At 49.0% G+C, this 13,377-nt stretch carries 14 protein-coding genes and 1 tRNA gene; 9 read left to right on the forward strand and 6 right to left on the reverse strand.

Translation table 11 applies throughout. The features are described 5' to 3' along the window. From ACESLU_RS06060 to ACESLU_RS06075, 4 genes are all read left to right on the forward strand, one after another. A partial coding sequence (locus ACESLU_RS06060) for a hypothetical protein (RefSeq protein ID WP_372636573.1) occupies window positions 1-593 on the forward strand: 593 nt, incomplete at its 5' end. 236 nt (window positions 594-829) lie between these two features. After that, the gene (locus ACESLU_RS06065) at window positions 830-1,171 is read left to right on the forward strand and encodes a YbaB/EbfC family nucleoid-associated protein (protein WP_372636576.1); all 342 of its coding nucleotides are present in this window, start codon (window positions 830-832) and stop codon (window positions 1,169-1,171) included. A gap of 75 nt (window positions 1,172-1,246) precedes the next feature. Continuing rightward, on the forward strand, window positions 1,247-1,855 hold the full coding sequence (recR, locus tag ACESLU_RS06070; RefSeq protein ID WP_372636579.1) for a recombination mediator RecR: 609 nt from the start codon (window positions 1,247-1,249) through the stop codon (window positions 1,853-1,855). Window positions 1,856-1,990: 135 nt separating this feature from the next. Continuing rightward, window positions 1,991-3,892 carry a M1 family metallopeptidase gene (locus ACESLU_RS06075; protein WP_372636582.1) on the forward strand — a complete coding sequence of 634 codons (1,902 nt, stop codon included), beginning with the start codon at window positions 1,991-1,993 and terminating at the stop codon, window positions 3,890-3,892. Window positions 3,893-3,897: 5 nt separating this feature from the next. Here ACESLU_RS06075 and ACESLU_RS06080 read toward each other — a convergent pair whose 3' ends face one another. The 4 genes from ACESLU_RS06080 to ACESLU_RS06095 all read right to left on the reverse strand — a co-directional run bounded on the left by ACESLU_RS06080 (window position 3,898) and on the right by ACESLU_RS06095 (window position 6,563). After that, on the reverse strand, window positions 3,898-4,038 hold the full coding sequence (locus tag ACESLU_RS06080; protein WP_372636585.1) for a hypothetical protein: 141 nt from the start codon (window positions 4,036-4,038) through the stop codon (window positions 3,898-3,900). Between the two features lie 94 nt (window positions 4,039-4,132). Next, window positions 4,133-5,137, reverse strand: a complete 1,005-nt coding sequence (locus tag ACESLU_RS06085) for a sugar phosphate isomerase/epimerase family protein (RefSeq protein ID WP_372636588.1) — start codon at window positions 5,135-5,137, stop codon at window positions 4,133-4,135. Window positions 5,138-5,308: 171 nt separating this feature from the next. Continuing rightward, window positions 5,309-6,073 carry a hypothetical protein gene (locus ACESLU_RS06090; protein ID WP_372636590.1) on the reverse strand — a complete coding sequence of 255 codons (765 nt, stop codon included), beginning with the start codon at window positions 6,071-6,073 and terminating at the stop codon, window positions 5,309-5,311. A gap of 416 nt (window positions 6,074-6,489) precedes the next feature. Beyond that, window positions 6,490-6,563: transfer RNA gene (locus ACESLU_RS06095), tRNA-Met, on the reverse strand. A 314-nt stretch (window positions 6,564-6,877) separates the two neighbouring features. On the opposite strand from ACESLU_RS06095, the gene proS reads away from it, so the two are divergent. The 5 genes from proS (at window position 6,878) to ACESLU_RS06120 (ending at window position 12,559) form a co-directional block, all read left to right on the forward strand. Continuing rightward, window positions 6,878-8,347: a proline--tRNA ligase gene (gene proS, locus ACESLU_RS06100; protein WP_372636593.1), complete on the forward strand. Its 1,470-nt coding sequence runs from the start codon at window positions 6,878-6,880 to the stop codon at window positions 8,345-8,347. A gap of 267 nt (window positions 8,348-8,614) precedes the next feature. Further along, window positions 8,615-10,108, forward strand: a complete 1,494-nt coding sequence (locus ACESLU_RS06105) for an NAD(P)H-hydrate dehydratase (RefSeq protein ID WP_372636596.1) — start codon at window positions 8,615-8,617, stop codon at window positions 10,106-10,108. After that, window positions 10,105-10,500, forward strand: coding sequence for a VanZ family protein (locus tag ACESLU_RS06110; RefSeq protein ID WP_372636598.1), 396 nt, complete (start codon window positions 10,105-10,107; stop codon window positions 10,498-10,500). The genes ACESLU_RS06105 and ACESLU_RS06110 overlap by 4 nt, the downstream gene beginning before the upstream one ends. A gap of 314 nt (window positions 10,501-10,814) precedes the next feature. Next, window positions 10,815-11,483 carry an energy transducer TonB gene (locus ACESLU_RS06115; RefSeq protein WP_372636601.1) on the forward strand — a complete coding sequence of 223 codons (669 nt, stop codon included), beginning with the start codon at window positions 10,815-10,817 and terminating at the stop codon, window positions 11,481-11,483. Window positions 11,484-11,902: 419 nt separating this feature from the next. Further along, window positions 11,903-12,559 carry an energy transducer TonB gene (locus tag ACESLU_RS06120; RefSeq protein ID WP_372636604.1) on the forward strand — a complete coding sequence of 219 codons (657 nt, stop codon included), beginning with the start codon at window positions 11,903-11,905 and terminating at the stop codon, window positions 12,557-12,559. A 213-nt stretch (window positions 12,560-12,772) separates the two neighbouring features. Here the strand turns inward: ACESLU_RS06120 and ACESLU_RS06125 are convergent, their stop codons facing one another. Then, window positions 12,773-13,201, reverse strand: coding sequence for an NUDIX hydrolase (locus ACESLU_RS06125; protein ID WP_372636606.1), 429 nt, complete (start codon window positions 13,199-13,201; stop codon window positions 12,773-12,775). Window positions 13,202-13,205: 4 nt separating this feature from the next. Further along, the gene (locus ACESLU_RS06130) at window positions 13,206-13,376 is read right to left on the reverse strand and encodes a DUF1844 domain-containing protein (RefSeq protein ID WP_372636608.1); all 171 of its coding nucleotides are present in this window, start codon (window positions 13,374-13,376) and stop codon (window positions 13,206-13,208) included. Window position 13,377 lies beyond the last annotated feature (1 nt).

The raw sequence follows: 13,377 nt of genomic DNA on the forward strand, positions 1-13,377 counted from the left end.
TTCCTTCTTCGCCGTCTAAGCCCGGTTCTTCGGCGGAACCGGCACCAGTACAGGCGGATTCTTCCACCACCACGCAAGACCGTTCGCCCGAGGCAGATAACTTCGACCGCATCTTTGATGATGTCTCACTGGGCAAACAAGCGCCTTCCGATGAATCAGCTGCAACGCCCGAGGCCGAGGCAGCCGATTCGTCCGCTCCCAGGCGCGCGCCCGGGGAGGTGGCGCTCGATGAGATCAATGAGCAGTGGGCGGATTTTATTGAGCATCTCCGGAAAGAGGTCCCCCAGATGCTTTATTTCCAGATGCAGCGCGTAGAACCTGTCAGCCTGGAAAAAGGGACCCTCCTGCTGCGCTGCAACGACGACTTCGCCAAGAAAATCGTAGACGAAAACAGCCGGCGGCTGGGCAAAATTTTAGAACACCAGATCGATGCCTTCCTGAATATTGACTGCCGGGTCCAGAAGAACAACGACAGCACTCAGCAATCCGAAAGTCCCTATGAACGATTTAAAAAGCTCCAGGAACGCGACCCGACTATAAAAACGTTGGTAGACCTTTTTGGGGCGGAGCTCGATTACAACCTGAATCAATAAAAGAGGGCTTTGAAAAACCAGTCCCGAAGCATCGGGAAATACCAAAAGCTAAGCGATTTCAAAACCGTAATACAGGCGGCTAAACATGAGAATTTTGAAATCGCGAAAATGTAGAGGTTGGGCAAAACAACGGTTTTGCAAAGGTCTCTACAAATAATAAATCACTAATCACACAGAATGAACAGAACGGTTATCCGTTTTGTACACGTGAATCTTAACACAAATGGAGTATCATTATGAATAATATGGCAGATATGTTCGGCAAGTTTTCCGAACTGCAATCAAAAGTGGAAGAAGCAAAACAGGAACTCGCCAAGCTTGAAGTGGAAGCCGAAGCCGGCGGGGGCATGGTCAAAGTGCGCGCCAACGGGGAACGTAAAATTCTCGGCATCGAGCTGGATAAAGAAGTGATCGATCCCGACGATGCGGAGATGCTGGAAGACCTGGTGGTCGCCGGCGTCAACAAAGCGCTGGACAAAGCGGAAGAAGCGGCCCAGGAACGCATGCAGGATACCTATAAAGATATGATGCCCGGCGGCGGTATTCCCGGCATGGACCTCAGCAAACTGGGACTATAGGCAATTGTATATGCCAAATGTTGAATACTGAAGTAGGTAATTCACAAATCAACATTCACAACTCAATATTCATACATGGAAGGAACTTCTGAAATACTTGAGCAGGCGATCGAACAGCTGGCCAGGCTGCCGGGGACGGGTCGCAAGTCGGCGCGGCGTATCGCTCTCTACCTGCTCAAACAAAATGACGAGTCGGTGGTAAAGCTTGCCGACGCGCTGGTTGCTCTCAAAAAATCGATCACCCGGTGCGAAACCTGCGGTGTCATCAGCGACGGCGACCCCTGCTCTATCTGCAGCAACCCGAAGCGGGAGACCGGGCAAATTTGTGTCGTCGAAGAATCTCAGGATGTCTTCCTCATCGAGAAGACCAACGAATTCCGGGGACGTTATCACGTGCTGAGCGGCGTCATCTCTCCCCTCGATAATATTGGACCCGATGACGTTCGGATCAAACAGTTGATGCAGCGCGTCAACGACGAAGAGGAATCGATCGAAGAGATCATCCTGGCACTGAACCCGGACTCCGAAGGCGAGGCTACGGCCTATTATATCAATAAATTGCTCAAACCCTTTGACGAGGTTAAAGTCACCCGCATCGCCTACGGCATTCCCATGGGTACGGAACTCGAATTTATCGACGAGGCAACCCTCAGCCGTGCTTTTGCCAGTCGAAATACTTTTTGAATTAGGAATTAGGAATTGGGAATTGGGAATTGGGAATTGAGGAATTCCTGATTTCATCCTGTTAGCTAAAAATTACTCTGATTAGCTGCTTAGTTTTAACTGCTAATCGCATATTACTCAGATATCATATTGCATATGAAGACAAGGCTACTGCTTTTTACTGTTATTTTATCTTTATGCACCCTCAATGCCTTCGGCCAGGAACGCGATTACTGGCAGCAGGAAGCGGATTACGAGATGGACATTGAGGTCGATGCCCCCAACCATCAATTCACCGGCTACCAAAAGGTGGACTATACCAACCACTCGCCCGACACGCTTGAGCGGGTATTCTACCACCTGTATTTTAATGCCTTTCAGCCCGGCAGCATGATGGATGTCCGCTCGCGAACCGTCGTAGATCCAGACAGCCGGGTAGGCGACCGTATATCGCAGCTGCCGGACGATGAGATCGGCTACCATCATATCAACAGCCTGGATCAAGGGGGCGAGCCGGTCGACTACACCGTCGATGGCACCATACTCGACGTCAAACTCAACGATCCTATTCTCCCCGGCGAAACCGTCACTTTCACAATGGAATTCGACAGCCAGGTACCCCGCCAGATACGACGATCGGGGTGGGACAACAAAGAGGGGGTGGAATTTTCTATGAGCCAGTGGTACCCGAAAATATCGGAGTACGACGAGGATGGCTGGCATCCGAACCCGTATATCGGTCGCGAGTTTTACGGCGTCTTCGGCAGTTTTGATGTGGAAATTACAATCGACAGCTCCTATGTGATGGGGGCGACGGGTCACCTGCAGAATGCGGATGAAATCGGCCACGGCTATGCGGAAACGCATGAGCGTCCCAATACCCGCAAACTGACCTGGCACTGGAAGGCCGACAAGGTACACGACTTTATGTGGGGGGCGGACCCCGACTTTACCCACAGGACCACACAGGTGCCCGGGGGACCCACACTGCATTTTTTATACCAGGCCGATACCGTGGCAGTCAATGCGGAGCGCTATTCCCAGGCCGAGCTGCAAACAAACTGGGAGCAGCTGCCGGAATACACGGCGGAGGCTTTTCAGTTCATGAATGAACATTTTGGAAAGTATCCCTATGACAAGTTTACGGTCATTCAGGGCGGGGACGGGGGCATGGAGTACCCGATGGCGACACTGATTACCGGAAACCGTTCGCTGGGCAGCCTCGTCGGCGTTACGGTCCACGAGCTCGTCCACAGCTGGTATCACGGGGTGCTGGCCACCAACGAAAGCCGCTACCCGTGGATGGACGAAGGGTTCACCACCTATACTTCCTCGCTGACAATGGACCACCTGTTTAATAACGGTCAGAGCGAAAATCCCCATGAAAGCTCCTACCAATCCTATTTCAGGATGCACGAAAGCGGTCGTTTTGAAGCACTTGACACGCACGCCGACCATTTTGAAACCAACACGGCCTACGGGACCGCCTCCTATTCCACGGGTGCAGTCTTCCTGAACCAGCTGCGCTATATTGTGGGAACCGAAACCTTCAACCGCGGGATGAATCATTATTTTGACAGCTGGAAATTCAAGCATCCCGATGGACGGGATTTTCTCCGCGTCATGGAAAAGGAATCGGATATGGTGCTCGACTGGTATTACCAGTACTTCATCGAGTCGACCAAAACCATTGATTACGGGATTAAATCGGCGTTCGGAAATGGAACCTCCACCTTCGTTACCCTGGAGCGGGTTGGCCTGACCCCGATGCCGATCGACCTGATGGTGGAATACAATGACGGCAGCCGGGAACTTTTCTATATTCCCCTGCGTATTATGCGGGGTGAAAAGGAGGAGGAACAGCCCGGTGTTCCCCGAACCATACAGTCCGACTGGCCCTGGGTGAATCCGACCTATACAGTAGAAATTTCCAGCCCTGTGTCTGACATTAAACGCATTGAAATAGATCCCTCGATGCGGCTCGCTGATATTGACCGTGGTAATAATGTGATGGTAATGGAAGAACACCTGAAGAAAGCAACAGAAAAAACACCCTGATTTTTTCAGGGATGCTTACCAGCTGCGGCAATGGAGCTGGAAGCATCCTGTGCGTCAACGGTAACGGGCCGGCCGAATCCTCCCAAAAAGGAATCATCGTAGACGGAGATTGGAAATTCGCTGTGATATTTTACCCCAGATCTCATCCACTTGACATATTCAACGAATGAACGTGATAATACCACCACAAAAAAGCAAAGCCGCACCCCTCCCACTCCGGTAAAGATACGGCCCTGAAAGTTATTCCTTATCTGAAAAGGCGGAATCGAATGCTGCGGAAGGCGGTGTAAAATCAATATCCTTCACATACTGGCAGGATTCTTCCGCCCCGAACTCACGATCCATGCCGCTGTCTTCCCACTCAATGGAAAGCGGTCCCTGGTACCCGATGCGATTCAAAGCGCGAATAACCCGGTCGAAATCAATATTACCGCGGCCGATGGAAACAAAATCCCAGCACCGGTCCTCATGACCGAATTCCAGGTGTCCCCCGAACACGCCGGCCCGCTTGAGCTCATCGGTCCACCAAACATCCTTCATATGGGCATGATAGATACGATCACCGAACTCCAGGATAAACTGCACGTAATCCACCCCCTGGTAGCCAAAATGGCTGGGATCGTAATTAAATCCAAAAGCTTCACGTCCATCCAGGGCATCGACCGCACGCTGCGCCGAGGAAATATCGAAAGCGATCTCCGTCGGGTGCACTTCCAGACCAAACCGCACCCCGACCTCATCAAACACGTCCAGCACAGGATTCCACCGATCAGCAAAATCCTGGTAGCCTTCGTCTATCGTCCCGGGCAGATTCGGGGGGAAAGAATACATTTTGGACCAGATAGAACTGCCGGTAAATCCATTGACCACTTCCACGCCCAATTTTGCAGCCGCACGCGCCGTATCTTTCATTTCGTCCGCCGCACGCTGACGCACGCCTTCCGCATCGCCGTCGCCCCACACGTGTTCAGGCAAGATTTCCTTATGCCGTTCATCGATCAGATCGCACACCGCCTGTCCCACCAGGTGATTACTGATCGACCATACTTTCAGATCATATTCAGCTAAAATCTCTTTCCTTTTCTCACAGTAATCATCCTCCCTGAGTGCTTTTTGAACATTGAAGTGATCACCCCAGCAGGCAAGCTCAAGGCCATCGTAGCCCCATGAAGAGGCCTTCTCAGCTAACGTTTCGAGTGACATATCGGCCCACTGGCCGGTGAATAGTGTTACAGGACGTGCCATAATTACTAAACTTTTGTTAAAATTTCATTTGTATAGAACCGAACTTGTTTAGTCTCGTTCTTTTGCATGAATATGTCAAAAAAGAATGGTATTTAAAAAAATTTAGCCATATGACTGCTTCCTCAAAAATCCCGGAGATAAGCCGGTGAGGTCTTAAAAAGAGAGATATGTTTAGCGAAACAAATATTTGATTATTCTCGAGTTGTAAATTTTTTTAACCGGCTTGCCCATCATTCTTGATATCAGGGGTAATCTGTTTTTTGCGAACTCATCTTTCGCAGCATTGATACAGGGGTTACACGCCCCGCAGGGTATACTTCCGAAAATAGGTTTATGACATATCCATGTGTTGTTTAAGATAGTCAACCAACCTTTTTTTCCCGCTGACTCGGCCATCTCCTGTTTGCTGTAATTCAACAAAGGGAAATTAAAGTATTTATAAAAATTATATATATGCTCAGGGGCTTTTTCACTATCTACTTTCCTTTTTCCATCTATTTGCCCAACATGTGGTTTAACAAATGCATAAGTATTGCCGCTGCCTTCCGTTCCGATCTCCAAATTGTCGAATTGAAATTGTTTGGCATATCGTACGATAGCATCGTACTGATTTCCAATATACTTTTCTCTCTTTAACACTTCATACAGCTGAGAAACAGCTTGATCGGGACCTATTTCGTCTTCCTCGATAAAGATCGTTTCATTAATCAAATTTTGAGTGAACGGATAATCAGAAAAAACCATCTTTTTTATCTGATTCATCGTTTCAATCTCTTTATCCTTCGACCATCGATCGTTGAATAGTATATAATGAGGTTGAACGACCTTTTTCTCTTCTAATACAATTTGCAGCAAGCGAAATGTAGAATCCCAACCTCCCGTCCACAAAAGATCCACGTTCCTTTCCTTATTTTCTTTATTTGAATGTAAAGCCATCCTCTCCTTATTATTAGTTAGTTAGCATTTATCCCCCTGAGAACCAACATTCGGTATCTGCCAAAATAGATAATAAGTCTGCCAATCTCCCGCGAACATTCTCCTGCCCGAATACAATAGTTGTAGTCTAATTGTAAGATTACGGGACCCTATATTTTGTCACTCATTATTATTTACAAATATTAACCTATAATTTTTTTAAAAAAAAATTCTTTGATTCAGATAGTTTTTAAAATTTGTAATAGTGACTTGATCCCAAGATAACTACTGGAAACAGTTCCCGTATCATCCAGAAGGTATGGCAGAAATATATAAGGGTATTGATAAACCAGGCTTTTGTTTTACCAATATATTTCCTCTTTAAACAAAAAAACCCCTAAGCAGTTATATCTAAACCACTTAGGGATCTAATCCAGTAGCGTGGGACGGAATCGAACCGTCGACCTCCGGGTTATGAATCCGACGCTCTCACCAACTGAGCTACCACGCCATTTTTTACAACGCTTAAATGCTGCATGACTCTCAAAAGTCGACCTGCAGTTCGTCGCTGGCGGCCGCAACCAGGCGCTCGCGCTCCCGACCCGCCGGAAGCTGCCACGCCATTCAATTCAAGAGTTGCCAAATATAAGGCATTTCGAAATAAATATTAAGTCATTCCGGAATCTTTTTGCCCATAATGCTACTTCTTTTTTTGAGGCTCCTCAATTTCGTCTTATTTTTAGCGATCGTATCAATGGCAAATTATAACTGTAGGAATAAAAAAAACTTACTGCAACTTTAGAACGCAGACTCACACATTTCCCCATGGCTAAAAAAATCACTTCCAGATCCGAAGATTTTTCGCAGTGGTATCAAGACGTAATCCGTGAAGCCCAGCTGGCCGACCACTCCCCGGTACGGGGCTGCATGGTTATCCGGCCCAACGGCTTTGCGCTCTGGGAGAATATGAAGGCAGCGCTGGACCAGATGTTCAAGGATACGGGCCATAAGAATGCCTACTTTCCGCTTTTTATTCCCAAATCTTTTCTTTCCAAAGAAGCACAGCATGTAGAAGGATTTGCCAAGGAGTGCGCGGTCGTGACACACAGCCGCCTGAAAAGCGCGGGTGGCGGCGTGGAGGTGGATCCGGAGTCGAAGCTGGAGGAAGAGCTCATTGTCCGTCCCACTTCCGAAACCATTATCTGGGATTCTTACCGAAACTGGATTCAGTCGTACCGCGACCTGCCGATCCTCATCAACCAGTGGGCCAATGTCGTTCGCTGGGAAATGCGCACCCGGCTTTTCCTCAGAACCATGGAATTCCTGTGGCAGGAGGGACACACGGCCCATGCGACCAAAGAAGAGGCCGTCGAGGAAACCAGAAGAATGCTGGAAGTCTATCGCACCTTTGCCGAGGAATATATGGCCATGCCGGTAAAAACCGGGGTCAAAACGGAATCGGAGCGGTTTGCCGGGGCGGTGGATACCTATTGTATCGAGACGCTGCTCCAGGATAACAAGGCGCTGCAGGCGGGGACCTCTCACTTTCTGGGACAGAATTTTGCCAAGGCTTTTGACGTGAAGTTCCAGAGCTCCGAGGGACAGCATGAATATGTCTGGGCGACCAGCTGGGGGGTCTCAACGCGGCTTATCGGGGGACTTATCATGACGCATTCCGACGACCAGGGACTCATCCTGCCTCCCAAACTGGCCCCCGACCAGGTGGTCATAGTACCAATCTGGAAAAGCGAGGAAGAGAAAACGAACGTTCTTGCCTATTGCGATGAAATCATCGGCGAATTGAAGGAACTGGACGTGCGTGTGAAGCTCGACGATCGGGAGAACATGAGTCCCGGCTGGAAGTTCAACGAACACGAAGCCGCCGGGATCCCGTTGCGCCTGACCATCGGTCCCCGTGACCTCAAGAATAATAACGCTGAACTGGCCCGTCGAGATACCGGCGACAAGGAGATTGTCGATCGCGAGGGACTTGCTGAAAAAGTCGCCAACCTGCTGCATTCCATCCAGGATGAGCTTTTCAACACCGCCCGGGATCGGATTGCCTCAAATACCCACTCTGCAGGCTCCTATGAAGAATTCAGGGAAATCATAGAAGAGGAGGGCGGCTTCGTCTACGCGCACTGGGACGGCACAGCGGAGACCGAAGAAAAAATTAAAGACGAAACCAAGGCGACCATCCGTTGTATTCCCCTCGGAGAAGACGGGGAGGAAGGCAAATGCATGGTTACGGGCAAGCCTTCAAAGCAAAAAGTGCTTTTTGCCCGCGCTTATTAATAGAAAGAGAACTTTTAAGCATTGGGAAACTTGATCAATATCAAAGCCTGATCGAGTTCTAAACCACAGCATATAAGACTTATGTGAGGATTTTGAATGTGTGAAAATGCAGATATTGGCCAAAAGAACGGTTTTGCAAAGCCTTCTTCTATTGGGTCGAATACCTGCAGATAACAACGGAAGGTTAACACACTCCCCGTTTGCTGTTAACAATTACCAAACGTTCACCGATTAATTATCTATGGCAACATGATGCTTCACGCTCCGATGTCACATTGTCTGCTCACCGCCCAGCAAAGCCGGGATATTGACCGCAAGACGATTAAAGAGATGGGTATTGACGGGTTCACCCTCATGGAGATTGCCGGATCTTCCGCCGCAAAGGCAATACTGTCCGGCCGTGCCGGTCTGTCTCACGGCCTCTATTTATGCGGGAAGGGAAATAATGCCGGCGATGCCCTGGTCGTTGGACGCTATCTGATGCAGCACAACATTGCCGCAACCCTCGTTTTCTTAAGCGGCACCGGCGACCTATCCGCTGATGCGGAAAAAAACCTGGAGCTCCTCCGCAGGTTCGACAGCCGTAACCAGCTCACGATCTTTGAGAGCTGGGAGGACTTCGATCAAACCGGGACCTGGGATTTTATCATAGACGGGATGCTGGGCACCGGTCTCGACAGTGAGCTGCGCGGCGACTACCTGAAAGGAGTGCACTGGGCCAACAAGCAATCCGCCCCTGTTCTGTCGATGGATATACCGACCGGACTCCATGCCGATACCGGGGAAGCCATGGGCGCCTGTATCCGGGCCGAACAAACCTTTGCTTTCGGGGGACGAAAACAGGGACATTATTTGGAAGAGGGACCTGCAAAGACCGGGGAAATTACCTACTGCGAACTCCCGTTCCCCAATCATTACAAGGCCTCCTGCAATACCTTTCTGCTGGACGAATCCTGGGTAGAACGCCCCCCCGCTCAGCCCGGCCGCCACAAGTATGCCTCCGGGGTGCTTTATATTATAGCCGGGTCCGAGGGACTCACCGGGGCAGCCATACTTGCCGCGCAAAGTGCCTGGGCGGAGGGACTCGGAGCCGTAATCATCGTTTGTCCCCGGGGACTCCTTTCCGTCTATGAGCACAATCTGCCCTCTATCATTAAAAAGCCGGTAGGTGACGCCACAGATGATCATTTTAAGCCCAAACACCTCTCCCGTACCCTGGAGATCATAGGAGAAAAAGAGGGGGCCGTGTTGCTGGGACCCGGGCTGGGCCGTCATGAAGAGACGGCTTCCTTTGTAAGCCGGTTCCTATCCCGCAACTCCCGAAATACCGTTATTGATGCCGATGCGCTCTGGGCACTTGCCCGGTCCCGGCAGTGGAATAAGCCTGACAATACCCAGTGGATATTAACGCCTCACCCGGGCGAGCTTTCCCGGTTCGCTGACCATCCGATAACAAATGACTACCAGCGGTTACATTTTGTGCAGGAGGTTTCATCCGATCACCAAATTACAATCCTCTCCAAGGGAATGCCCGGAATCATCGGAACATCATCCGGAATGTGCTATGTAACCAATTATAACACCCAGTATTTTGCCCGCGCCGGCAACGGAGATGTGCTGGCCGGCAAGGTTGGTGCCTATCTGGCATTCGACCGCACGCCGGACGCCAGTTGTGCGGAAGGGTTGTTGCAAGGCAAGGAGAAATTGGATCGCTATTTGGAAACCGCGCAAGGACTACCCGAACCAGGAGATTTTATATGAAATCAAATGCAATCTATTCTTTTCTCTCCAGGAACAGTTACCTGTTACCATTGGGTATAATCATATTGACACTCATCATGCTGGCCCTGACCCTGATGCCCGCAGAAACATTTTCCCATCATGAAATCTGGAGTTATGATAAAATTGGACATCTGCTTCTTTTCGGCACCTGGACCTTATTACTTGGTCTCTATCACAATATTTCAAGAGCAGGTAATACAAACTTCTGGGTCATATTCCTGATCGGCTCCTCTTTTGGCATCCTGATTGAAATCCTTCAGCACATCCTGCCCTCCCTTAACCGCCATGCCGATATCGGTGACGTCATATTTGATACGATCGGCTGTCTTCTGGCTATCCTGGCACTTAAAATGATTCTGCCTAAAAAATAACTTTCCCTCATTTGAACCCGGGCGACAGCGGGGCAAGCCTGTCCGGGTTCAAATGGCCCAGACGATCTTATTCCCATTCCATAATTGTACCTTTAATTGTACCATTCTTTAATCGTCACGAATAAATGACAGGATTAATCAGCATCTGTTGCAGTCAAAAGGCCTTGATTCTAAAATAGTACTGCTTTTTTGCTCATCTTCCAGAGAGTCCATAGAAAAAAAAGTTCAATTTTATTTGCTTTAAGCAACTAAATATTTAAATTGCAGTTATAACAAATCTAACTACAGTCAGTATGTTTAACATTAAATGAATTATGTCTGATCCAAAGAACAGAAGAAAGGAACCCGAAGCTGATCTGCGCAAGTACTATACGCTTTTTTGGGAAGTTGGTATGATCATCGCGTTATTGCTCTTTATTGTAGCAATGAAAGTGGACTTAAGGTCTGAACAACAGAATGTGAATCTTGTTCAGGAACAGGAAGTAGTGGAAATGGAGGAAGTGATCCAAACCCAGCAGCAGGAGCAGCCGCCGCCCCCGCCCCGGCCGCAGGTACCGGTAGAGGTACCCAACGACGAGATTATTGAAGACCAGGACATCAACCTGGATGCCGATCTCAATATGGACCAGCCCCTGGAGATGCCACCCCCTCCCGAACAGGAAGAAGAAGAGGATGAGGAAGACTTCTTTGTAGCCGTGGAACAGATGCCGGAACTGATTGGCGGGCTCGGTGAACTTCAGCAAAAAATTAACTACCCAGAGCGGGCGCGTCGGGCCGGTATTGAAGGTCGGGTAATCATTCAGTTCATTGTGACGGAGAATGGGAGTGTAGAAGACCCCCAGGTTATCCGTGGCATTGGCGGAGGCTGCGATCAGGAAGCCCTGCGTGTAGTCAAGCAGGCCAAGTTTGAACCGGGTCGTCAGCGAGGCAATCCTGTTCGCGTGCAGTACAGCCTGCCCATTATCTTCCGGCTTCAGAGCTGACAGTAACACACCTTTGATGAATTAAAAATGTAAAGGACCTGCTCCAAAGGCAGGTCCTTTTTTCTTCTCCTTCCCCGGGGCTTCCTTAGTATAGCTTTGGCTATGCATCCTATCTATATCAATATCTCTGTATACCGAAGCCGGGAACAGGATCCCGTAAAAGGAGCCGGAAGTATTTCGAACGAACAACTTTAAGGAGCTCTTCCTATGCCTTGGTGCACAACCCGGCCGGCTCCCTCCTCACCATCCCCCAGGCCATTCAAGCGCTGTATAACAGCCTTTTTCTCCTGAAAACATTCAAAAAAATAAGAAGGAAACAATTGACTTTTTTTCTCGTTAATAGACTAGAGTTTTTGCGTAATTATTCGTTTCATTAGCTAAACTAAAAGAAATTTTACTTATAAAACGCGGAGGATACCATGCGTTTCGAACGAAAAAAGCCTACATCTGACTTGAGAAAATATTATACGGTCTTCCTGCAATTGGGATTGGTAGCCGTGCTGCTGATCTTTATCGTAGCGATGAAAGTAGACCTCCGGACGGAGAAACAGGATAACGATCTGACCGAAGAGCAGGAAGTGGTGGAAATGGAGGAAGTGATCCAGACCCAGCAGCAAGAAGAACCACCACCTCCCCCCAAACCGCAGGTGCCGGTGGAAGTGCCCAATGATGAAATCATTGAGGACCAGGAAATCAACCTGAATGCCGATATGAATATGAATGAACCCATGGACATGCCTCCCCCGCCGGAAGAAGACGAGGAGGAGGAAGAGGACTTTTTTGTAGCTGTCGAGCAGATGCCGGAGCTTATTGGCGGACTCGCTGAGCTGCAAAAGAAGATTAATTATCCTGAACAGGCGCGGAAAGCCGGGATTGAAGGCCGGGTAATTATACAGTTTATTGTGACCGAAGAGGGCAATGTGGAAGATCCCCAGGTTATCCGCGGCATTGGCGGCGGAGCTGACGAAGAAGCCCTGCGTGTAGTCAAACAGGCGAAATTCAAGCCGGGGCAGCAGCGAGGCAACCCGGTTCGCGTGCAGTACAGCCTGCCCATCATTTTCCAACTTCAAAATTGATCCGCATCACCCTTCATTTAGTTAGATTGGAAGCAGAAAGGGACCTGCCTGAAAAGAGCAGGTCCTTTTTTATTTGGTATAAAAACCGTTGTTTGCCCAATCTCTTCATGTTCGCCCTTTCAACATCCTCACCTGTAGTCTATTTACACTGTGGTTTTGATATCGCTCAGGCTTTGGTATGAACAAAACTCCGGTTTATCTCAAAAGCCTCTATTATTTAGAAATGTGATCGTCTAATTCCCCAAGCACATCCAGTAAGTTATCATACCCTACCTTCTCCTTGGCCCTTTTTAGGGAATGCCACTCCACTTTTTCAATACCTTCTTTTTCTTCAGGAGTGAAAGACGCTGTCTCGCAGGCGAGCTGCATGGCAAACCAATGGGTTGTTTTCCCGAAAAACAGGCCCTGTTGCTCATACTCGTGATAGGTTTGTAGCAAGGGTGCAACAATCTTCGGGAGGCGGCGAAGGCCGATTTCCTCAGCCACCTCCCGCACAGCACACTCCTCAATGGTTTCATTTTGTTCTTTTTTACCCTTGGGAAGATCCCAGACGCCCCGGCGAAATATTAACAGTACCTCCGTATCCCTTGCAGCGGACCTGTGTCGAAACAACACCCCGCCTGCTGCTCTCAGTTGTTTCACAGGCTTATTCCTGTTCGTCCTTTTGTTCCTCTCTCTTGTCTGCTTCATCGGCATAATTCATGCGCAGATTATTCAACGTTTCAGTCAAATAATCATCCAGCTCCTTCGGGAGATTACCTGCCGTGTAATTTTGAAGCATTACGAGGGTATCTATGGCAAATTTTGCCGATTTCAGT

Source organism: Fodinibius sp., assembly GCF_041642155.1.
Classification (GTDB): domain Bacteria; phylum Bacteroidota; class Rhodothermia; order Balneolales; family Balneolaceae; genus Fodinibius.

Coding starts and splice junctions, on each gene's coding strand:
- ACESLU_RS06065 (WP_372636576.1), top strand. CDS start 830: ATGAATAATATGGCAGATATGTTCGGCAAGTTTTCCGAACTGCAATCA.
- recR (WP_372636579.1), top strand. CDS start 1,247: ATGGAAGGAACTTCTGAAATACTTGAGCAGGCGATCGAACAGCTGGCC.
- ACESLU_RS06075 (WP_372636582.1), top strand. CDS start 1,991: ATGAAGACAAGGCTACTGCTTTTTACTGTTATTTTATCTTTATGCACC.
- ACESLU_RS06080 (WP_372636585.1), bottom strand. CDS start 4,038: ATGAGATCTGGGGTAAAATATCACAGCGAATTTCCAATCTCCGTCTAC.
- ACESLU_RS06085 (WP_372636588.1), bottom strand. CDS start 5,137: ATGGCACGTCCTGTAACACTATTCACCGGCCAGTGGGCCGATATGTCA.
- ACESLU_RS06090 (WP_372636590.1), bottom strand. CDS start 6,073: ATGGCTTTACATTCAAATAAAGAAAATAAGGAAAGGAACGTGGATCTT.
- proS (WP_372636593.1), top strand. CDS start 6,878: ATGGCTAAAAAAATCACTTCCAGATCCGAAGATTTTTCGCAGTGGTAT.
- ACESLU_RS06105 (WP_372636596.1), top strand. CDS start 8,615: ATGTCACATTGTCTGCTCACCGCCCAGCAAAGCCGGGATATTGACCGC.
- ACESLU_RS06110 (WP_372636598.1), top strand. CDS start 10,105: ATGAAATCAAATGCAATCTATTCTTTTCTCTCCAGGAACAGTTACCTG.
- ACESLU_RS06115 (WP_372636601.1), top strand. CDS start 10,815: ATGTCTGATCCAAAGAACAGAAGAAAGGAACCCGAAGCTGATCTGCGC.
- ACESLU_RS06120 (WP_372636604.1), top strand. CDS start 11,903: ATGCGTTTCGAACGAAAAAAGCCTACATCTGACTTGAGAAAATATTAT.